Here is a 20,383-nt window from a genome sequence, read left to right as displayed (position 1 = left end):
CACGATCATGTCAGAGTCATCACATGGAACCACCTGGAGCGTTGAAGTCTCCAGCTCGTTGACCGCGGTAAAGGACGCGGACATCTCAGAAATCAACACCGGCGAGCGCGAGGAAATCGACGAAACGCATCACGATTCAACCGACGAGGAGTTTCGTCTTGCAGACATCGCGAAGGGGCGCGGATTTTCAGCAGAAATTGACTGGGACGAAGATGATTCGGCCCATGGAGCCATTGAGGCAGCACACGCCGCAGGGACTCCACTCAATCAGTCCGTTGCGATTGCGAACGGCCAAACTCTTACTTTCACAGGCTACGTCGTCACCCTACCGTGGGCTCTGCCGGTCAATGGTAAGAAGATGCGCACCGCTACCGTCCGTATCACAGGAGCCATTACCTTGTCCTAATGAGTAAGACGATCACAGTTACTCTCGGGGGCCGGGCTCTGACTTTGTCTCGGACCAACCGCACAACTTACCGGATAAACTCTCTGAAGCATTCCGACAATCCATACACTCTCATGGTGAACTGGTTGTGGGCGCTTCAGACTCAGCCCAATGTGCGCAACACGCCTGAGGATATAGCAGAGGTTTACGAGTCAGGCTCTGAAGAAGAAAAAGCCGGCGCAAACCAAGCACTTAATAACCTTCTAGGATTCTCAGAGCCGGGGGAGTCCAAAGCGGAGTCCTCAAAGACTTCGCAAGAATCGTCATCCGTTGCGGAATCAGCCCTGAGCAATACTGGAAACTAAGCCCGGAGGAAACCAAAGCCCTATGGAAAGAATACTGCACACAGCGAAAAGAAGAGCTAGACCAGCGCGACAACGAGTTGGCGGTTCTTTCGGTGCGCATGTTTGCAGCTCAGGGAGCCAAGAAAAAGGGCGGCGGGTTCTTCGAGGTATCGGATTTCCTAACACGGGGGCAAGCGCCTCAGGTGAAAAAGGAAAAGCCGTCAGCGAAACGGATTCAAAATATCTTCCTAGCATGGGCAGCCGCCGACAAAGCTCGAAAGGAGAAATCGCTCAATGAGTCGCAGTAACATAGCGAATTTGTGGCTTTCTCTCCGAGCCGATGGTTCGGGCCTCAAGAAGGACGTCGACAAGAATATGAAGTCGACAGAGCTCCGCATGGAGGCTGCCGGTAAAGCTATCGGCGCAGCTACAACCGCAGCTCTTGCGGCGGGTGGCGTTGCCTTGGTCGAATTTACTCGGCGCACAATCAACGCGGCTCAGGAGCTCGAGAATCTATCTCGTTTGAGCGGCACACAGGCTAAGCAATTTCAGATTCTCGCTCGAGGGGCAAAGCCCTACGGAATTGAGCAAGAGAAGCTCGCAGATATACTGAAGGACACGAACGACAAGATTGGCGACTTCATGCAGACCGGCGCAGGTCCGATGAAGGATTTCTTTGAGAACGTTGCACCATTGGTCGGCGTCACCAAGGAGCAATTCCAAGGCTTATCGAGCGATCAGGCTCTCGGCTTATATGTGAAGAGCCTCCAGGAGGCTAATCTCAGCCAGCGCGATATGACCTTTTATATGGAAGCGATCGCCAGCGACTCCACGGCGCTAATACCGCTTTTCCAAGACAACGCCAAGGAACTTCGTGAGATAGAAGCAGCTGCGGAGGCTGCCGGCGATGTGGTCGATACTCGGTTCGTTAAAGCGATGGCGGACCTCAAAAAGGAAATGGAAGATACCGCTGCTTCCATTCAGGGGAAATTCTCCAACATGGTCGGCTCCGTAATCTATGACATTCAGCTGATCCGTCAGGTCTCACGTGATGAGAGAGAAGTTCGAAAGCAAGCTTTGGAGAACATGGGGTTGGGGGGAGGTCGAAGAGCGCCGACAGCGGCGATGAAAAGGCGTGCGGCTGAACGCATGGGTTACAGTGGTTTTGCAGAGGCGATTGAAGCTGAGATGGAGAAAGTTCGCAAGGCGGAAATTGAAGCTGCCCAGGCTGCATTCCGCGAACAGAAAAAACTGAACGAAGAAAGACTGAAGACTGAGCGCAACATTCAGGCCGAAACCGAATTTCAGGCGGCTCAACGGGAGGCGCAAAACCAGCTACTGGAAAGGCAGAATGAACTTCGTTTCGATGGTTTGAGCACCGCGGAACAGGTTGCCGAACTGGAATTTAGAATTGCTGAATTGATGCAAATCACTGGCGACGAAAGCGTCAGCTACGACAAGCGAAATGAAGCACTTAAAGAGCAGGCGGATCTTCAACTCAAACTTCTGGACATAACCAAACGCCATCGCGAAGAATCAGAAAAACCAATACGTGATTCTCGCTCAGGTTTCGTCGTAAACAACAGTTTTGCAGGAGCGCAGCGCTTTCTTGGACTTGATCAGCCAGTCCCTCTCGACCCAACGAACAATCCGCTCGCTGGCATGATGAATCGGGAAGCTGAGATGCTCGCACAACATGAACGCGAACGGGCTTTCATATTAGAGCAGACTCAGCTAACTGAAGACGAGAAACAGAAGCTTATCGATCAGGCGAACGAGAGACACCTTGCCAAGCTCCAGCAGTTCCAGCAGGCGAAGCAGTCAATGATCTTGCAAACGAATGCCAGCATGTTCGGAGATCTCGCGAATATCACAAAGGCTTTCGCTGGAGAACAATCAGGCATCTATCAGGCGCTTTTCGCGGTCAACAAGGCCTTCGCTATTGCCGATTCGATTATCAGTATCACACAAGGTATAGCTAAGGCCGCATCAGGAAAATTCCCTGAAAACCTCGGCGCCATGGCAGCTGTCACCAGCGCAACTGCTGGACTCGTATCAACAATTCAAAGCACGGAGCTATCTTTCGAAAAAGAAGGCAGCTTCAAGGTTCCTGGAGTTTCGCGCACAGGTGGATCAGATGGTCGCGGTGGTGTCCAATTCACAGCGCATCCGTATGAGCAAGTAGATGTCTACGACCTTCGCAAGGGGCGACCTGATCGAGGTGGAAAAGGTATCACGATAGTCATGCACAACACTTTCACGGTGGATGTAAAGGACACCGTTCAAGAGCAGATCGAACAAGCAACCCCTATGATCGCGGATAAAACGCGCGCGGCGATCGAGGACGCATCTTACCGAGGATTTTAGAAGGCGATTTGTATGGGCTTAAAAAAGACATTTCGAATTACAGCAGACTCCGAAACGGGGAGCATATCTTCAAGCATAAGCTTCTACAGGGGGAACTCTGTGGCTATTCAGATAGGGATTTTCAACGAGGATTTAGTTGTCGATCATACTCAAATCGCGAGTCTACGCCTTGAGATAAAATCAACCCTCGACGAAGGATTTGTTCCAGAAATCGCGAAGGATATCACCTCATTCTCGGCTCTGACAGCTGACACTTGGGAAGCTGAAACAGCACAGCATTGCACCGTGTCACTCCTACCTGGGGATACCAATCACGCACCCGGAAAGTACTTTCTGGTAATTGTTGCCGTAGGAACAGGCGGCGAGGAGCTGACCGCTAAGGTTGGGCGCGTGAATATCATTAATGATGGGTATGATGGCTTAAACGCAAGCCCACCAACAATTGCGGGCCGTAGCTACTACAGCACTACAGAGATAAATGGACTGCTCGATCCAATTCGCGCAGCTCTGACCAATAATTACGACGCGATCTCATCAACATTTGCAGGCCTTGCAGGGGGCACAAACAGCACTGGTGAGACAATTTTTGGATACGTCTACAATGACGGCGATCCCGATAATAACGGTGTGTGGTATAAAGAGAACGGATCTTCTACTTGGGTGTTACAAGAAGATAACGATGCGGCAAGGCTTTTGGAGATAGAAAGAAGCGGTGTCGTTGCATCTCGAAGAAAGCTTATTCTCAACAAAGATGACGGCTACATCTACTTTCCTGAGTTGTGGTTTCAGCGGCAAGGAACGGGACCTGTAACCATAATCAACCCAGCGAATTCGGACTACAATAGTAACGGTGAGGTGGTCACCATTGGTGGTGTTAAATATTTCCGTGCGCCATTGGGTGTAAACTTTCAACACTTTATTTTCCTTGACGTTTCTAAATACAACGAGTCGCCAAAACAGTTTCCCATAGTTTACAATTCTGGAAATGCGGCAACACCAGCGTTTTCCGATGATGTTGTTTTTCTTGGGTCGACTCTCGGGAATGAATTTAGTTCGCATTTATCATTCGACACGGTAGATTCTTCTTCAGATACCATCGAATCCTTGGCTCTAGGAATAGTGTCCAACGACGCCGAGTTGTTGGAACTAAATCGCCGAGGAATAATACTGCCAGATAAACCTTTGATATTTAGTAAAGATGACGGATATCTTTACATCCCGAATTTTATTTTAAAGTTAAGAGGTCAAGCAGGATTTTATGGGGTAAATCCTAACAATTCAGATTATGACGGCAACAGCGAAGTAGTAACTATTTCCGGTACTAAATACTTCCGAATAGTAATCGGTCAAAACTTCTCTGAAGACTACTATTATGATTGGAATAAGACCCAAGAGAGCCCCAAGCAATTCCCCATAGTTAAATATCAGGGGAGTAACACCCCATCTGAGCCATATAGCAGGTATTTAGTAAAAATTGGCGCAAGTTGGGAAGGTCTTTTCAACACTTCGTTGCCATATGTCATCCAAGAAAATGGCAGAACTTTTGGACTTAGTGAACTAGACACCCGCCTAAACACTGCTGAAGAGGCTGCTGAAACCGTTGCGCTAAGTGATCCAAACATACTATTTCCAGATAATATTTACATACTTAATGGCAGAGAGTTACCCATTTATGTAGAAAACCTTTATCCAGTCCGGCCAATGCCCGGAAACGCTGAATTTATATACAGAACACTACTTTCTAATAAACCCAAGAGTGAGTTCACACGGCGGCAATTTCTACTAAATGATTCTGAGTTGGGGACAACTCTTGATCTGTATCTCAAAGATACGAACACAGATTCAGTTCTTTATAAAAAGACGGTAAACGTTCGTAAGGCTCCGGCTTCAACATCAGCAACAATCAATTGGAACCCCATTGGGGACAGTATCACAAACCGTGAAACAGCTTCTAAGGCCAAAGCGAAATTAGAGTCACTTGGGGCCACAGTGAATATGATCGGAACATTGAACATGAATGGTGGTGTCGTTGGTGAAGGTCGTGAAAGTTGGTCTATCTCTAATTTTTATGGTGGAGATAATTTACGTGGAACAAGCCCAATCGTTCCTAGCTCAACATCTCCCTCTTCGGTCCTTTTAAACCCATTTTTAAAGCTTGCGGATTCGAGGGATAAGGCTGTCAACCCGCAGTGGTGTTTCACCAATACAGGGGTGGACGAAGAGACAAACTATCAAACAAACCCCAACCTTGGGGATTACTATATTTTTGATTATGCTTATTACTTATCACAGCAAGGCTTCACCACACCGGAAGTAATCACAGTTGCATTGGGTGTAAACGATTCAGAGCAGTTGGCGCAAGGTGACGTGCTTGGGCGTATCAGTGGGGGACTTGCTTTTATTATTAATCGTATAAAGTCGGCGGCGCCGAATGCTAAAATCGGGGTTGTGTCGGAAGCGTTGGGGATGAGCATGACCCTAACCCAATACAATCAAGAGATCGTACCCATCATCAAAAAGAAATTGGAACTTTTTGATGATGTTCAAACGGACGTGCATGTTGTCCCTGTTTGGGCTCATCAAGCTACCGATGTCGCCTTCCCGGCTTCCAATGGGGCAACTAATTCACAGACAGGAGTAATAACACAAATCGTAAGCGATTCTCTCCACCCAGATGATTTCGGGCGAGAGCAGTATGCCGAAGTGGTGGCGGCTTTCGTTATGTGGTGTATCAGCGAATTAGGACTATAACTATGTGGACACTCATTGCATCAATCGCCAAGGGCTTCCTTGAGCGGCACCAGGAGCGCAAGGCTCTTTATCAGCAACAAACTATGGAGCTGAAAATGAAACAGCACGAACTTAAGCTAAAGCGCGAAAAACGTCTCTATGACGCGGACACTGAAAGCGTTAAGCAGATGCAGTTCACATGGAAAGATGAATACATCTTACTGCTTCACTCTATACCGCTCATACTATGTTTCTTTCCTTCAATGGCAGTCCATGTATCGGCAGGGTTCGAAGCTCTGGATAAGGCACCTCTTTGGTTCAAAGTAGCATACGTCGGAATCGTCATTTCGACCTACGGCCTTCGTTTTATGAAGGATAAATTTTTCAACACAAATGGAGGGTTAAAGCAGTGAATAAAACAATGGGATATTTTATATCAATCCTGACAGTCTGTAGTCTGGTTTTCGGATCTGGAATATATGTCGGCCAACTCCGGAAGGATGTTGATACAAATACTAAAGCTATGATCGAAGTCACTGACGCCTTGAGAGAAGTAACGGTGAACTTAAAAGCGATGCAATCGGGCACCCGATTCACTTTAGAGGACGCTGAGCGCTGGCGCGCTTCGTCATACGAGAACTATGTCAATGATGGTTCCGAATCATTCTGGTTATCAAAACCAGAGCATAAAAAGAATTAACGCATTTATCCCGAAAACCGAACGGTCAGGCCGCTGTGAGTAGGGATCGAAATCAATCAAATGCCTACATATCCACTCAGTTTTCCGACCGACCTCGGCCCTATCTCTGATACCTTTAAGCCGGTATCTCAAGGGGTGTCGCATCGCGGGATATATACAGGCATCACTTCTGTCCAATCGACAGATGGAAGCTATTGGGAGCGACAGTTGACATTTACACCGATGCTTCGCGACAATGCTGAGAAGCTCTTGTCGTTCCTGTTAAGGCTTCAGGGGCAAGTTGGAACGTTCAAGTGCGGAGTCTTCGGCGGGAGATCATCGCGTGGACGGCCAACAGGAGTCGTTAACCTAGCGAGCTTTTCTACTTTCGACAGCACGATGACGATTACCGATGCGAAAGCGAATAATTCTAAATTTCTAATCGCGGGTGACTGGTTTGAAATCAATGGGTCCCTTTTTAAGTGCCTCGAGGACGTTCGAACTAATTCTCTCGGCGGCGCGACCTTTGAAGTATTTCCGCGACCTGTTTCTCTCAGGTGCTCAGCTGGACAAGTTTTGATCTTTAACAATCCACAAGGAGAGTGGCGGTTGGCTGCTACGCCAGAATGGACAGTCGATCAGCTTCGGCGCGTGGGAATATCAATTGCAATGACGGAGGCCATTTTATGAGCAGACCAGCGACCTCTCAGGTACTGGCCGCTCTCGCAAGTGGCCGGACCCATCACGCCTATCTCGTATTCTTGGATTTCGAAGATAATCCGCTGTATGCTTGGACTGGATACGGAGACCTGCCTTGGAATGGTAACACTTACACGGGTGTGGGCATTTTGGGTCAGATTGGAGGCGCTACGGAAACCGACAAGCTTACGGTTGCGAATAGCTCAGTGAAGCTCAATGGAGTGCCTTCAGAGATGCTTTCGCTCGCCTTGTCCGCTCGATATCGGCGACGTAAAGCTAAGATATGGGAGGCTCTATTTGATGAGAATGGAATCATTCCCGATCCCACTTTGCACTTTGCTGGTCGCATGGATCAGATGGTTGTGAATGAAGGTGAAAAGACAGGCAGTATCAGCCTCTCCCTCGAATCAAGCATCGCGGATTTAGACCGCCCTCGAGTTCGCCACTACACGAACGAAGATCAGAAATCGCGATACCCTGACGACACGGGCCTTCGCTATGTAAAGAGCCTTGTGGAAAAGGATCTCCCTTGGGGCCAAGAGCCCAACAACATGCCGACTCAATCAAGTGGCGGTTCCCGGCCATCAGAGCGCCCTGAATACGAAAGGAAATAGATGACCTCCCTCAAAATAACCGCTTTCATACTCAAGAATTCACTTAAACCATTTAAATGGGGCCAACATGATTGTGCTCACTTCGTTACCGAATGGATTAAGAAGATCAGCGGTAAGGAAGTTTTTGTTTATCCGAAATATTCGACCGAACACGCTGCTTACAAGTATTGCCGTAAGCACGGAGGGTTTAAATCCCTGGTTGCTCATACATGCCACAAAGCTGGGTTCCCAACCGTGGAGTATCCAAGAGTTGGAGACATAATTTTTCAACCAGAACCAAATTTTGGCGGAATTCTCGGAATTTATGTAGGTGGAAACAAAGTTGTTCATCCGCGTCTAGAGGGGGGAATTGCAACCGTTGAGCTTCATGATGATTTTGTAGCCTGGGAGGTGGCACGATAATGCCGCCTGTTGTTGCAGGAGTAGCCGCACTCGGATCCGCTCTGGGAGCTACAGCGTTCACGATTGGTACGCTTGCGGTTTCTTGGGGCACTGTTCTGACGGTTGGCGCGAGTTTAGGGATGTCGTATCTATCTGCGCGAAAGGCTGCTAAGGCCGCAAAGGCGGCAAGCATCGAGGGCATCCTCGAGACCATCAGAGCACCCGCAAAAGCCCGCGAGTTAGTCTATGGAACTCAGCGCAAAGGAGGGGTACTGATCTTTGCTCACGTAACCGGAAACGATGGGCGTTATCTTCATTTGATCATTGCTCTAGCTGGTCATCAGGTGAGTGCGATCAAGGATGTTTATTTTGGCGATGAATTAGCGATCAATTCAAGCGGAACGGTTCAAAGCAAATATTCAGGGCATGTCAGCTTTGTTAAGCTTCTAGGCTCCCCTGACCAGGCCGCTAATTCTACGATGATTTCCAATCTGTCAGGGCTCTGGACTTCAGCGGACAGGCTAAGAGAAATTGCAGCGCTATATTTGCGGCTTGAATGGGACGATGAGGTTTTCAACCGGATTCCAAATGTCACTGCGATTCTCGACGGAAAGATCTGTTACGATCCATTCAATCAGACATCTGCTTTTACAAAGAACCCTTCGCTCCAACTCCTCGACTATCATTACGATAGAAACCTCGGACTCGGTCTTGATACCGATGAGCTCTACCAGTCCGAAATCGATGCCGCTACCTTAGCTTGCAACGAAGATATCCCCCTTGATGGCATCGGAACTGAAAAACGATACGAGAGCAGCGGCGTATTTACAATGGAAGCGCGGCCTCGATCGATCATTGAGAAACTCATTGAGGCCATGGCAGGCACTCACAACTACACTCAAGGCCTCCACTCATGGCAGTCCGGTGTATGGAACGAGCCTACAATCACGCTCTCAGATGATGATCTAATCCAGTTCCCGACGCTCGTCACAGCGATTCCATACAAAGACACCTTTAACGGCGTAAAAGCCCGCATTTCAAGCGAACAGAGCAACTACAATATCGAAGACATGCCGCCCCTTCTGAGTGAGACCTTTGCGGCTCAGGATGGCGATGACGAAGGGTCTTCAATCTCTTCAGGTTCGCTCGCAGTTGGATCAGGTTATCGGATAGTCAGTCTTGATGGCGATGCTGATTTTACTGGAGTCGGAGCTGATGAAAACTCGGTCGGCCTAGTATTTATTGCGACTGCAACGAGCCCAACTTGGGGTAGCGGATCACTGCAGCTAAAACGCCCTCGACAATCGATAATTGATATTGAGCTACCCTTGACCAAATCGCCCACAATGGCGCAACGGATCTGTAAAATCATCCTACTAGAATCTCGCCAAGAGTTACTACACAAGGGTGTTTGGAGGTTGAACGAAAAGACTTATCAAGCGCTTCCGGGAAAGAATGTGAGACTAAATTCCACACGCTTTGGCTTTGAGAATAAGGTGTTCCGTGTTCAGCAATGGGGTCGCGTCCCTCTGCCAGGTGAAAAGGGCGGTTCAGGTGTAGGCATCTCTTTAGTCCTCAAGGAAACCGCTGAGGAAAATTTCGACTGGAATACAAGCGAAGAACAGGAAGTAGATCCCGCACCGAACACGAATCTGCCAGACTTTCGCAGCGTCGCAGCGCCCACCAATGTTCAGCTATTCAGCGGAAACCTTTTTCTCTATGTGAAGAATGACGGCACCGTAGTAAGCCGTCTTTATGTCACCTGGACCGACCCGCAGGATATTTACGTCACCCGCGGAGGCCACATTGAGATTCAATACCGGAAAACGGGTGCAGCAAACTGGCTCAGTGCTGGACTTGTAGATGGTAATGTGAATGAAGCATATATCTGGGACGTAGAAGACGGAGAGAAATATCAAGTCAGACTTCAGTCACGAACTAGGATTAACCGGTCCGCTTGGACAGGAATTGTGACACATACAATTTCGGCGAAAACAAACACTTCAGGCGTTCCAGCCGCGCCTCTCTTTGAATTAACTCCACTTGGTTTTAGGCTTTCGTGGGCGTTTCCTGATCAAAGCGATATAATCAGGTTCAATATTTACAGGTATCCTCTATCTCCCGACCTTCCGGGTCCAGATCCAGTGTGGGGGCTGTATGGTTCGAGTCTCACCAACATAATTGATATTCCGTTCCCTCCAGGTGATTTCTCCTATTGGGGAGTTTCTACGGTCAATCGTTCTGGAGTAGAGTCCGCCATCATAAATATGGGCCGAAATCGATCACGCGGGTTCCAGTTCCCTACAACATTCGATATAGCATACCCGACCGACCAGCCTCTAACGATTGGATGGGCAACAACCTTCGTTTCATTGTTTGGAGCCGGCCCCAATTACTCATTCGATTTACCGATACCGACCATCAATGAGCAGATGATCATTTCTCCAGACGGAGGGAATTCATTCCATCCCCCATCAGCAACTGACGGTTTTTGGTATCCATATCCGTTTAATCAGAATCCGACGACTCAATACGAAATTTGTTGGCAGTATAATCCAAGTGAGCCGTCTCGTCCGAATTCAACATCTCGTGAGCCTTCGCCTTGGAAGCGATATGCGAATGATGCAACAGGCACAGGCGATCTATACATGATCATTCGAGAAGTAGACGAAACCACTCCGAAGAATTGGAACACCGAAGGTCATGGCCCTTGGAGAATTGAAAACATCCAAAATTGAATGAAATGAAAAACCTGATATTAATTGCAATCATCACGCTAACTTTTGTTGGCTGCTCAAATACTCAACAGACTAAACATCCTGCTTCATATCCGGCCCCCACAGATGGGCGAGACGCGTGAGTTCGGAGGCTACCAATGGGAATTTAAAGGCGATAGTCACACAAGCCACGAGTTACTCAGATACATTGCTTTTGAATTTCACGAGGACTGATGTTTTCGTCTTTCAGAACATAAATACGATCGGCAGCTCAGTCACGGTGTCCCTAAGCGGCATGGTTCCATTTCGTTACTACACCTTCATGTATTGGGGCGAAGAGTATGGCTTCACCTGGTTCTTCGATAATCGCGCAGACGAATGGGTTGCTATAGAGTAACAGGTTTAGTTTTCAAAAAGAGGTCAATTTGTGGACAGAGATTATTTCTCTAGGATCACAGTTTGTTAATTGTCAATGCCTTATGAATTTAAGTGCTGAATCCCTCTTCCTCCGCCACCTTGTTTTTGGGGATCTTCACAGATCCCTTTTTTTGTGCCCGTTTCGGCTCTATTAGTGGGCTTGTGGGTGTTTCTGGCAGTAGCTAGGCGGGGACAGGTTTAGTCTTGTTTTGTGGCGTATTTTGAATTTAGTGGACGTAAATTGGACAAGCAATTGGACAGAATATGGACAAATTTGAGATTCCAGAGATATACGTTCGTAATTTTCCTAGCTTCAGGGATTACGACGGTAAGAACCAAAGCAAGCCTTTTGGGTGGGACTTTCGACATCCCAAACCTGGGGGAAAATCTCAAAGATTAAGGCCGACTTTTAAGACCAAGGGTGAAAAAGCTGAATATTTGAGGCTGTACAAGAAAAAATTCAGCCTATTCCTTCCGCTCCTAGTGAGCTTCGATGAAGACCTTTACCGCTCGGCAGTACGGGCTGCAGAGATCTTGGGGTCAGATAAGCTTGAGGATTTCGCGCGCGATTACGTTGAGGCAATCGGGAAGGCCTCAACCGTTACGGTTCAGGAAATCTATGATTCATTCATCGAATACCTTGAGAAGACTGGGAACAAGGGGCTGACACATGCGAAGACCCAAGCTCGTCGGTTTGTCGATTTTGTTGGGCCATCAACCAAGGCTTCATCTATAACGCGAACCGATTGCCAAGGGTTTGCTGACTATCTGTGTGAGTTTATCGTGCCTCGCACTGGAGAGCTTATGGGGGCAACTACTGTTCGAAATCATGTGAAGTGGGCTCAGCAAATCTTCAATCACGCCATCAACAAACTAGAGGTCTTGCACAAAAACCCAGCAAACAATCTGGTTCTGCCGAAGGGTGAGAAATTGATACCGGTCACGATGGATGTGGCCGACATCAAAAAACTCTTCGAAAAGAACGAAAAAAGAGGATCCTTCTTTCTGCGGCCTTATGGCTCTGTGTTTTTGGGGAGGTATTCGCGCGTCAATGGCCTACCTCGACGATGGCGAAGAGCTCGAAGATACAATGAATGGCTCGGAAATTCGCTTCGATTCTAAACGGCTGATCTTCACGGCTAGGCAAATGAAACAAGCGACCGACCATCTCGCCGAGGGACTGCCCGAAAACCTTTGGCCATGGCTGAAGATGATTGATCCAAAGGACTGGGCCATGACCAGACGGCAGTTTTACTACCGCCGGCATAAGTTCGAAGAACGCGCGAAAATGAAAATCCCGCATAACTCTCCGCGTAAGAGCTTCGGCACTTACATGTCTACCTTGCTCGGAGACAACAAGCGGGTCGCACAGATGATGTCGGATCGCACTGAGAGCATTTTCCTCAAACATTATAGGGCTGACGATAAAAGTATCGAGGAGGCTGAAGCTTACGTGGCTATTCTGCCTAGGTCTAAGCGTTCTTGAGCTAGAATACCGCGTCCTGATGTACCTGTCTGAATCGAAGCAGAGCTTGAAGCTAAGGCAGCTCCACGGATGTGGTGAAGACCGGATGTCCGGGCTATGATTTTTCGAGACTTATCGTAAAGTCCGAATCCTCCACTGACTCTTCTGCAAGTTCCGCACAAATAGCCCGGTCGGATTTCGACGGCTCGAATTTATGCCAAATCTCTATGATGCTAAGCATTGTCGACTTGACGATTGTTTCGTCTATCCGTTCATGCATCCATCTTTCCAAGAAACGCGCGCGTTTATATGAGCCTAGATGCTCGATTTCAATTATTCCCAAGCCTCCTAGCTGGGTGTCTAGTGTGTATTTAGCTGATGCCATAACTCTATCTTAGCATAAAAAGTATGGCGCGTGTTCGCAAAACTCGCAGGTCCGCGTTAGGAAAACTTAAGCTTCACGGTGGTCTAAGCCTTTTAGCCATCCGTAAAGATCTCTTATGCGCAACCCAAGCTCTCTCAGCGCCGCGTGCTGTTCGTTTATAGCTGGGTCATTTTGATGCGATGTAATCACACGTAAATCGTCGCCGGCGGGGCCGCCCTGCTCTTCTGAGTAGGCGTTGAAGACCGGCCACCACTCTTCGCGCGGGATGTTCCCGATGAGGCCGAACACAATTTCAGGAGGGAGCTTTTTTCGCTTTTCGGTGGAAAGCTCCGTGATAAGTGCGTCTGGTTTGTGCCCGATCAATTCTAGGAATGCCCGATCGGTGATGCCGTAGGAATCTACGATTTCCAGAAAAAGTTTGGTGGATTGCTCCATATGGCAGAGGATTGGAAATTGGAAATTTCCAAAAAAAGGAAGGTTTGTTGAGTCTAATTCGCCACAAATAGGCTATTGTTTAGGAAATTTCCTAAATCGTTGAAAAACATGTGTTTAAATCGAAAATTATAAAATATAGGCGGTATATATCTACGCCTGCCCCGTTCCTGTATCGTTGTATCAGCTCTCAAAGTCCTCCCGGCCATGTCTCAGAAAAAAGATGAGATTACCTTACCACGTCGCCTGTTGCTCATCGGCGTCGCTCGCAAGGTGCTTCAGCAAAATCGCACTAAAGCGGAGTATGAGCGCATCATCCGTATTCTCTGCGAGCACTTGGAGAAGGATTACCCAGAAGACCGCTAGTCATTCATCTGTCTCTCAGCCTCATCGAGCAAGGCGTCGATCTCTGGGTCACCCTTAAGTTCAAGCATCTGATCGCGGATCATGTCCCTAAGTAATTTGGGCTGATCTTCGCCTTTGGTAAGCTCAGCCATCTCCTGAGCATCGACAGGGCCGCAGAACATCTGAGCGAGGTCTACGAGGACAGAATCGTCGAGGGGCCTAAGTTTTGATATGTCCTGGCTAAAGTATAGCTCCACGCATCCGCGAAGGAACTCGCTGTAGTCCAAACCTTTTGCCGTGGTATGTTCTTGGATTCGCTCCCACAAAGCCGGGTCAGTGATTCGGACGGTTATTTTCGGGCTGTCTGCCATTGCGCCTTCAGCCAATTCAAAAATGATTTCCGCGTAAACCTCAGATTGATTGCCCTCTTTAGCTTTGCCTCGATCGCGTCCGACGATACATTTTTTTGGCTCCATTAAAAGACTCATAGTCTCCTTTACGTCGGACGCTATGAAAATAACCTGAAAAAAGTTCTTCGCTGTGCGTTTATTGATCGGGAAATTCTACCCTAAACCGGAAGAAAGCTTTAGCCCAGCCGTCTGGCTGCTGATAGGATATCCGCGTGATAACGATGTTCGGGCCGAGTCGGTTCTTTAGCTCAATTCTCGCGGCGGCCTCATAGCGCTCCAATTGTTCAAGAGGCTGGTTGACCCCAGTTGCAGCAATAAAACGTGCCTCTCCAGCTTCTACCTCGTAGGTTTGGGCGTCAATCTGAGCCACTTTAACGGCTACTGGGTATTCCAGAGTATTGATGATCGATGCCTCTTTCCAGTTAGTACTGGCGTTGTATCCCCCTGGGGCACAACCCGCTAGAACTGATAAAAGAAAGGCAATCGATATAATACGTAACGTGTTCATTTCTTAGTGATTTTGATGCTTCGAGAACATCATGGATTTTTCAGATTAACCAGCCTTTTCGTCTGTGCTGCCGAGAGACCTATGGCGTTGGTTTTATTGCTCATTTAATCAGTGTTTACCCAATCGCTTTAGCCCTTTTGCAAGTCGGGCTTTAGTGTAATCAACTTTTCAATTAGGACATCTAGGTCATCCACCACATCTTCGTAAGACATTCCATCTTCGTTTAATTCTTTAAGTGCCTGCCTGATCAGGGCTGCGCTGGGCTTGCGTATGTCGTAGTCATCACGAGTATCGTTATCGGCTATTTGATCCAGGATGTCCTCGTAATGCTCCCATTCATCGAGCTTTGGAGCTCCCTTATCTGACAACTCTCTCTTGTGGTCGCGTATAATTTTTTCAGCCTCGTTAAGCGTTAGGCCTTTTGGGGCTTTTAGGCCGAAGAATTTGAAGAATTCCTTTTGTTCCGCAGATGGCGGACGCGCTTCCCATTTAGCAGCGTTTTGTGGCTCGCTCAGAAGACGCATAGCTTCATGTCTAGCGCGGGTTTGATTCATTCGGCCCGTCGATACCTTAAAAAACTTAAGGACCTCGATATCTTGATCGTCTGCTTCGTGTTGCAGACCTATTAGATCTGAAGCCTGCCCTTTTGTTAAAGACTTAGCGTCATGGTTAACCCCTAGGTCCTCAAGGTATTTCAATTGGTTTTCGCTAGCAGGATCGAAATACCATTTAGGAAACAAATCAAAGTCTCTTTTTGCTTTAGATTCGTTGGCGAGATTCCAGCGCTCTTTTAACCATTCGTTAGAACCCTCTCCTTGCGCCTTTGTTTGTCCAGGTGAGGTCGAATTACCGGATGCCTCATTTACGACTTCACGTATAATCTTTTTTGGAGTGATTTTAGAGACAAAGCTTATAATGAAGCCAATTACCAGGATAACGCCAATGAGGAATTCCATAACTCTTAGATTTTGAATTGGGCGGAATCCCATTCGATTACCGCTGAGACTGCCCGTTAACCAGCTTTTTTTCGCGATCGAGCCGATTCTCGTCGCATACCTTCTTCGAGTTTCCGTCTAGCAACCTCGCGTTTTTGTTCGTCGACGATCTCTTGAGCTTCGTCGAGCAAGTCGCTGGCGTCTATTTCAGGCCCGTTGTCGACATATGATCTGAGCATATTAACCAAGGCTTCGGTTTCGTTTAAAGAGCCTTCCGCTGTTTCGTTCCACTTTCTGCGATAAATCGCATCTAGGAACTCATGGATCAGTGCAGTCAGCGGCTTGTCTGATTCAGGTGCTGGCAACTCTGTAGGTTGACCCGATATTTTAGCCTGAATTGCTTCACGAAAGAACTCGGACTTCGGTTGTTTACCTCGGGCTGCCTCCACTTTTTGCGCAAATTCATCGTCAACCCTGCAGGCCAAGGTGACTTCTAGTCCTTTCTTTTTGCTAGCCATGCCTGTTTGTTTGCGATGTCTAACAAAATAACGAGTTAATAATCAAGAGGTTGCGTTAAACTTGTTAAACGTGTTAAACAAAATACTTGCAAAGCGCACTTTTTGCGTCCTTTCTGTTCCACATGTTAAACACGCAAACATTAGCTTTTCGAGTTACAGAGGATGTCGAATCGGTTGTTAAGGAGGTAGCGAAAGCAGAGCACGGTGGGAATGTATCTAAATTACTCAGTGACTGCCTGCATGATTACCTTCGGCGCGGTGGTCACATACCAAAGACACCTGAGGAGGAAAACATCTACAAGCTCGTCCGCGAGGCCTCTGAGGCAGGGATCGACGTCGCAACTCTACTCAAGGTGACAATGCGGAAGGGGGTAGCCGCATGAACACCCGTTCTAATTATTCTTCGGATCACTCAAAAGGTGCTGAAGCTTCTCATCTCTCACAAACTGACGCGACATGTTGTGCAGATAAAGGAAGTCCCCAAGAGGCATCTGAAGCTCCATCCATTCATTACTATGGTTCGTATACTGGATTGATACGGTGGATGAGGGCAAATCGCCATCGATTAAACTCGGACCGATGCCTTGTAGCTGTGCGCACTCAGGCAGTTCCCAACATCCATTCTGATTCTTAGATAATTCAACTTTCTTCATAACAGCCCTGACCGTAGCACCCGCTGCGGGAGGGGCAATTTTAAAGCTTCGACCATGAACTCCCACTCTCAAAAGATATTGAACCTCGACGAAGAGGCCCCGCGGATACTTGACCGCTTTGAGGCACGCTTGACCAAGCTCCGCCAAGAAGGGCAACTCTTGTGGACTGGCATCCTGCGTGATATCTTCAAAGAATCGAAAGAAGCCCGCGAGCAGCGAGACCGCGCGATCTATGAGCAGACGATGCTGATAGAGGAGGATCTTTCCTCTGGGGATTCTACTCGGGCTTTTGAGCGTCTCGCTGCTATCAAAGGAATACTCAGCGTTTTCCTACTGACCCTGGCGAGTGTAGCGGCACTGCAGGTCGAGGATGATATAAATTTTCGCTCCCGGACTCGTGGCGGTGTGCGCGTGGTGAATGTAAGAGCAAAGGAGGCTGCGTGAAGCTCCTAGATCATCAGGGTATGCAGAAGAACTCTGTGAAGGGCATGCCTATTCTCACAACGGTCGGGGAGTTAGAAGAGTTCGCAAATGTTCTCTTAGATCTACGCGAAAAGCGAACCTACGGCGAAGCATCCGAAGTCCAAGAATACTCGATGGAAGATGCTGCCAAGCTACTGAAAATTAGCATCAGCACTTTGCGCACAGATTGGAAGCGTAGGGGACTTGAGGTGAGACGCCGCGGCCCCCATGGCATGCTTATTTTCAGTGGTCTGTCTGTAATATCTGCAATGAGGAAGGGTCCTACAGCGTGAACGCTTTAATACTATGAAAGGACGACAACAACTAGCCGACTACGTGATCGAACGTGATGGCGGAAAGATGAGAGTGGAGGTCTCGGAATGAACCCGATCAAACTCCAATTGGAAATCGGTCCTGAACAGATCCAGCAAATCGCGAGATCAAAAGAGGGGGCAGGGCAGTATGCATGAAATCCCTACAGCTACCAGCCTGCACGATGTGCAGCGCAGTGGTCAGCAGGTGACTTTGAGCCCCAGGCAACTTCGGGACTTTGCAGAACACTGCACGCGGCATGCCCTCAAGCGGGTGTTTGGCACAGAGCCACCTGAGCCCGAATACACTATGAGCGAAGCCGCTACCGAGCTGGGCCTTTCGGTGCATACGTTGCGCAACTGTTGGCAGCGAAGGGGCCTCGTATTCCTTCGGCGCGGTGCGCGTGGCGAGCAGGTGTTCACCGGCGAGTCGGTCCTCAAGGCCAAGCGCGGCCTACCAAATTTGCGAAGAAAGCAAACCTGAGACAGCAGAGCAGACACCACCTACTGGGCGCGGCGGCCCGATCCTAACACCGCCGCGCCCAGCCACTTTCCAAACCAAAACCAAATGAAAAGACATGAGTGAAACAGAAATACAATTAGCCCAAGGGCCGCAGTCGCGGCTCCAAAGTCGCTCAGCGATGAACATAAGTTGCCTCGACGAACTGATGCAAGTCTCACAGACTATCGTAAAAAGTAAACTCACCCCAAAAGGCATCGACACGCCCGAAAAGGTAGCCATTGCCATCCAGTGCGGCTTAGAGATCGGACTACAGCCCATGCAGGCGCTGCAAAACATTGCTGTCATCAATGGGTTGCCGACCATATATGGGGATTCGGCCCTCGCCCTAGTAAGGCAGTCAGGGCTCCTGGAGCTCTATAATGAGGAAACGGTTGGCGAAGGAGAGGACAAGGGTGTAAAGGTTACAGTCAAGCGCCAAGGATTTTCGGCAGCCTCAGAGACGTTTACAGTCTCCGACGCGAAGAAGGCTGGGCTGTGGGGTAAGTCGGGGCCATGGAGTCAGCACCCCCGCCGCATGCTTAAGTTTCGAGCGCGCGGCTTTTTGCTGCGTGATCAGTTTGGGGATGTCCTCAAGGGGTTGCGAACCTCTCAGGAGGTCGAGGACATGCCTGACGGTGGAGATTTCATCGAAATTGGCGAAACCGAGGACGAATTCCTCGATGGCTTGACGCGAGAAGAGCCTAGCGAAAAGGGCAGCGGCACTACGATAGCGCGACGCGCAGCATCCACTAAACAGGAGTCCGCCCAGTGAAGCGCTTTGACCCTGTAAAGCATGGCCTCGACCAGGAGCCCCCTTGCGGTATTATCCTAGGCGAGCCCGATGAGGTCTACCATGCGAGACCAAATTGTCTGTCTTCGAGCAAGCTCAAGACTTTTCGCAAACGTCGCCTTGAGTATCATGCTCGGCACATTGAGCACTCCTTGCCTCAAGAGAAGCGCGAGAGCTTTGCGCTGACTTTCGGCAGCGCAGCTCACTGCATGATACTTGAGGGCGAAGAAGCTTTTAAGGCTCGCTATCATGTAGTGCCAGCCGGCGCGCCCGAGCGCCCGGCGCGCCGAGAGGCAGACTACCAAAAGATAAGCAAAGACCTGCGTGAAAAGCTGGACTACTGGGAGCCGTTACTGGTTGAGGCAGAGGCAGGGGGATATGAGCTTATTAATTCGGACCAGGAGGCCCGTGCGCGGCTGCTATATCATCGCTGTCTCAATAATAGGGTTATCAGCCTTATGCTCTTGGAGTCAGTCCCGGAGGTAACCTTTCGCATCAATCTTGGATGGACCTACTTGCAGGTGCGTGCCGATGGCTTTGTGCCGACTATGAGCGAGGAGCTGGCTGAGTGCCTGAAGCACGCTTGCTCTCACTGGTCTCAAGCGCCGCGCTTTTACCCTGGAGAATCAGCAGTGCTCGACCTCAAGACATGCGCGAGCCTTCACCCAGAAGACATAGCTAGCTTTCAGCGCAGCTACAGCAAGCTCGACTACTGGCTCCAAGACGCTCTCTACAGCGAGACCATTCCAGCCTTAACAAATAAGCGCGTGGGGGCATTTGTCTGGGGGGCGATAGAAAGCACGCCGCCGCATGACGTGGCTCCATTTATGGGAACGCCAGAGCAATCCGCCCTATATGTCGATGAGCTTTCACGCCTACTCGATTCACTAGAGAGTGCTCACAAAAACGGACTTTGGCACGGGTTCTCGCAACGGCTCATTCAGCCTATTGATTTGCCTGCGTGGGGTGTTCGTGAGCTTGAGCGGAAAAAGGAGCTAGCATGCTCATGAGCACACTATCGGACATAAAGCCCTCCGCGCCGCTCTCTAAGCAGCTCGAACAGTGCGACGAGATCCGGCGCGCAGTCCGTGCAGAAATTGACGCCCTCGCCGCCTCGATAGCACGGCAAAAAGCCCAGGTGTGGCAGTTTGAGGCCGCCTTGAGAGACCGTGAGTTAGCTCTCAAGCGACTCGATTACAATCACTATCAACTCTCCCGGCAGATCGAGAGCGAAGACCTCCAGGCTGGGTAAATCCTAAAAAAACGCGACATGGCTAAGATAGACACAGAGACTTTAAAGCTGATACTTCAACGGAACCTGTCCGAAGATCCGG

General features: G+C 49.0%; 29 protein-coding genes. 22 read left to right on the top strand and 7 right to left on the bottom strand.

Annotated elements, in window-relative coordinates:
* The first annotated feature begins 7 nt into the window (after positions 1 to 7).
* The 14 genes from HRU10_09350 to HRU10_09285 all read left to right on the top strand — a co-directional run bounded on the left by HRU10_09350 (position 8) and on the right by HRU10_09285 (position 12,819).
* Entirely contained in the window at positions 8 to 406 is a 399-nt protein-coding gene (locus tag HRU10_09350) for a hypothetical protein (protein ID NRA27441.1), read from the top strand.
* The gene (locus HRU10_09345; protein ID NRA27440.1) at positions 406 to 750 is read left to right on the top strand and encodes a hypothetical protein; all 345 of its coding nucleotides are present in this window, start codon (positions 406 to 408) and stop codon (positions 748 to 750) included. The genes HRU10_09350 and HRU10_09345 overlap by 1 nt, the downstream gene beginning before the upstream one ends.
* Positions 751 to 848: 98 nt before the next feature.
* Complete coding sequence (locus HRU10_09340; GenBank protein ID NRA27439.1) at positions 849 to 1,037, top strand: hypothetical protein; 189 nt, start codon at positions 849 to 851, stop codon at positions 1,035 to 1,037.
* Entirely contained in the window at positions 1,024 to 3,096 is a 2,073-nt protein-coding gene (locus tag HRU10_09335; GenBank protein ID NRA27438.1) for a hypothetical protein, read from the top strand. Before HRU10_09340 ends, HRU10_09335 begins: the two co-directional genes overlap by 14 nt.
* Positions 3,097 to 3,195: 99 nt before the next feature.
* Entirely contained in the window at positions 3,196 to 5,847 is a 2,652-nt protein-coding gene (locus tag HRU10_09330) for an SGNH/GDSL hydrolase family protein (GenBank protein ID NRA27437.1), read from the top strand.
* 2 nt (positions 5,848 to 5,849) lie between these two features.
* Entirely contained in the window at positions 5,850 to 6,239 is a 390-nt protein-coding gene (locus tag HRU10_09325) for a hypothetical protein (GenBank protein NRA27436.1), read from the top strand.
* 110 nt (positions 6,240 to 6,349) lie between these two features.
* Positions 6,350 to 6,526, top strand: coding sequence for a hypothetical protein (locus HRU10_09320; protein NRA27435.1), 177 nt, complete (start codon positions 6,350 to 6,352; stop codon positions 6,524 to 6,526).
* Positions 6,527 to 6,586: 60 nt separating this feature from the next.
* Positions 6,587 to 7,195 (top strand): hypothetical protein, encoded by a 609-nt coding sequence (locus HRU10_09315; GenBank protein ID NRA27434.1) that lies wholly within the window; start codon positions 6,587 to 6,589, stop codon positions 7,193 to 7,195.
* Positions 7,192 to 7,818 (top strand): hypothetical protein, encoded by a 627-nt coding sequence (locus HRU10_09310; protein NRA27433.1) that lies wholly within the window; start codon positions 7,192 to 7,194, stop codon positions 7,816 to 7,818. Before HRU10_09315 ends, HRU10_09310 begins: the two co-directional genes overlap by 4 nt.
* Entirely contained in the window at positions 7,819 to 8,220 is a 402-nt protein-coding gene (locus HRU10_09305) for a C40 family peptidase (GenBank protein ID NRA27432.1), read from the top strand.
* Positions 8,220 to 10,937, top strand: coding sequence for a hypothetical protein (locus HRU10_09300; protein NRA27431.1), 2,718 nt, complete (start codon positions 8,220 to 8,222; stop codon positions 10,935 to 10,937). The genes HRU10_09305 and HRU10_09300 overlap by 1 nt, the downstream gene beginning before the upstream one ends.
* Before the next feature lie 118 nt (positions 10,938 to 11,055).
* Positions 11,056 to 11,313 carry a hypothetical protein gene (locus tag HRU10_09295; GenBank protein ID NRA27430.1) on the top strand — a complete coding sequence of 86 codons (258 nt, stop codon included), beginning with the start codon at positions 11,056 to 11,058 and terminating at the stop codon, positions 11,311 to 11,313.
* 284 nt (positions 11,314 to 11,597) lie between these two features.
* Positions 11,598 to 12,455 (top strand): phage integrase SAM-like domain-containing protein, encoded by an 858-nt coding sequence (locus HRU10_09290; protein ID NRA27429.1) that lies wholly within the window; start codon positions 11,598 to 11,600, stop codon positions 12,453 to 12,455.
* Positions 12,456 to 12,480: 25 nt separating this feature from the next.
* A complete protein-coding gene (locus tag HRU10_09285) occupies positions 12,481 to 12,819 on the top strand; it encodes a hypothetical protein (protein ID NRA27428.1) in 339 nt (112 codons plus the stop codon).
* Positions 12,820 to 12,913: 94 nt separating this feature from the next.
* Here the strand turns inward: HRU10_09285 and HRU10_09280 are convergent, their stop codons facing one another.
* Both HRU10_09280 and HRU10_09275 read right to left on the bottom strand, forming a co-directional pair.
* Positions 12,914 to 13,183, bottom strand: a complete 270-nt coding sequence (locus HRU10_09280; protein ID NRA27427.1) for a hypothetical protein — start codon at positions 13,181 to 13,183, stop codon at positions 12,914 to 12,916.
* Positions 13,184 to 13,249: 66 nt separating this feature from the next.
* Positions 13,250 to 13,618 carry a hypothetical protein gene (locus HRU10_09275; GenBank protein NRA27426.1) on the bottom strand — a complete coding sequence of 123 codons (369 nt, stop codon included), beginning with the start codon at positions 13,616 to 13,618 and terminating at the stop codon, positions 13,250 to 13,252.
* Between the two features lie 204 nt (positions 13,619 to 13,822).
* Between HRU10_09275 and HRU10_09270 the strand changes: the two genes are divergently transcribed.
* On the top strand, positions 13,823 to 13,981 hold the full coding sequence (locus tag HRU10_09270; protein ID NRA27425.1) for a hypothetical protein: 159 nt from the start codon (positions 13,823 to 13,825) through the stop codon (positions 13,979 to 13,981).
* On the opposite strand, the gene HRU10_09265 is transcribed toward HRU10_09270, so the two are convergent.
* The 4 genes from HRU10_09265 to HRU10_09250 form a co-directional block, all read right to left on the bottom strand.
* Complete coding sequence (locus HRU10_09265) at positions 13,978 to 14,436, bottom strand: hypothetical protein (GenBank protein NRA27424.1); 459 nt, start codon at positions 14,434 to 14,436, stop codon at positions 13,978 to 13,980. The genes HRU10_09270 and HRU10_09265 overlap by 4 nt on opposite strands.
* 70 nt (positions 14,437 to 14,506) lie before the next feature.
* A complete protein-coding gene (locus HRU10_09260) occupies positions 14,507 to 14,878 on the bottom strand; it encodes a hypothetical protein (GenBank protein NRA27423.1) in 372 nt (123 codons plus the stop codon).
* Positions 14,879 to 15,006: 128 nt separating this feature from the next.
* Positions 15,007 to 15,834, bottom strand: coding sequence for a hypothetical protein (locus tag HRU10_09255; GenBank protein NRA27422.1), 828 nt, complete (start codon positions 15,832 to 15,834; stop codon positions 15,007 to 15,009).
* A gap of 56 nt (positions 15,835 to 15,890) precedes the next feature.
* Positions 15,891 to 16,331, bottom strand: coding sequence for a hypothetical protein (locus tag HRU10_09250; GenBank protein NRA27421.1), 441 nt, complete (start codon positions 16,329 to 16,331; stop codon positions 15,891 to 15,893).
* A gap of 122 nt (positions 16,332 to 16,453) precedes the next feature.
* On the opposite strand from HRU10_09250, the gene HRU10_09245 reads away from it, so the two are divergent.
* Complete coding sequence (locus HRU10_09245) at positions 16,454 to 16,714, top strand: hypothetical protein (GenBank protein ID NRA27420.1); 261 nt, start codon at positions 16,454 to 16,456, stop codon at positions 16,712 to 16,714.
* A gap of 9 nt (positions 16,715 to 16,723) precedes the next feature.
* Here the strand turns inward: HRU10_09245 and HRU10_09240 are convergent, their stop codons facing one another.
* Positions 16,724 to 16,984, bottom strand: coding sequence for a hypothetical protein (locus HRU10_09240; protein NRA27419.1), 261 nt, complete (start codon positions 16,982 to 16,984; stop codon positions 16,724 to 16,726).
* 54 nt (positions 16,985 to 17,038) lie between these two features.
* Here HRU10_09240 and HRU10_09235 point away from each other — a divergent pair, with 54 nt between their 5' ends.
* The 6 genes from HRU10_09235 to HRU10_09210 all read left to right on the top strand — a co-directional run bounded on the left by HRU10_09235 (position 17,039) and on the right by HRU10_09210 (position 20,301).
* A complete protein-coding gene (locus HRU10_09235; GenBank protein ID NRA27418.1) occupies positions 17,039 to 17,428 on the top strand; it encodes a hypothetical protein in 390 nt (129 codons plus the stop codon).
* Positions 17,429 to 17,448: 20 nt separating this feature from the next.
* Positions 17,449 to 17,739 (top strand): hypothetical protein, encoded by a 291-nt coding sequence (locus HRU10_09230; GenBank protein NRA27417.1) that lies wholly within the window; start codon positions 17,449 to 17,451, stop codon positions 17,737 to 17,739.
* A gap of 169 nt (positions 17,740 to 17,908) precedes the next feature.
* Positions 17,909 to 18,241, top strand: coding sequence for a MerR family transcriptional regulator (locus tag HRU10_09225; protein ID NRA27416.1), 333 nt, complete (start codon positions 17,909 to 17,911; stop codon positions 18,239 to 18,241).
* Between the two features lie 94 nt (positions 18,242 to 18,335).
* Positions 18,336 to 19,031: a hypothetical protein gene (locus HRU10_09220; GenBank protein ID NRA27415.1), complete on the top strand. Its 696-nt coding sequence runs from the start codon at positions 18,336 to 18,338 to the stop codon at positions 19,029 to 19,031.
* Complete coding sequence (locus HRU10_09215; protein NRA27414.1) at positions 19,028 to 20,059, top strand: PD-(D/E)XK nuclease-like domain-containing protein; 1,032 nt, start codon at positions 19,028 to 19,030, stop codon at positions 20,057 to 20,059. The genes HRU10_09220 and HRU10_09215 overlap by 4 nt, the downstream gene beginning before the upstream one ends.
* Positions 20,056 to 20,301 (top strand): hypothetical protein, encoded by a 246-nt coding sequence (locus tag HRU10_09210; protein ID NRA27413.1) that lies wholly within the window; start codon positions 20,056 to 20,058, stop codon positions 20,299 to 20,301. Before HRU10_09215 ends, HRU10_09210 begins: the two co-directional genes overlap by 4 nt.
* Positions 20,302 to 20,383 lie beyond the last annotated feature (82 nt).

This window comes from Opitutales bacterium, assembly GCA_013215165.1.
In the GTDB taxonomy this organism is placed as follows: domain Bacteria; phylum Verrucomicrobiota; class Verrucomicrobiia; order Opitutales; family JABSRG01; genus JABSRG01.
The sequence above is the reverse complement of the archived record's forward strand: the minus strand, read 5'-3'. Positions and strand labels throughout refer to the sequence as shown.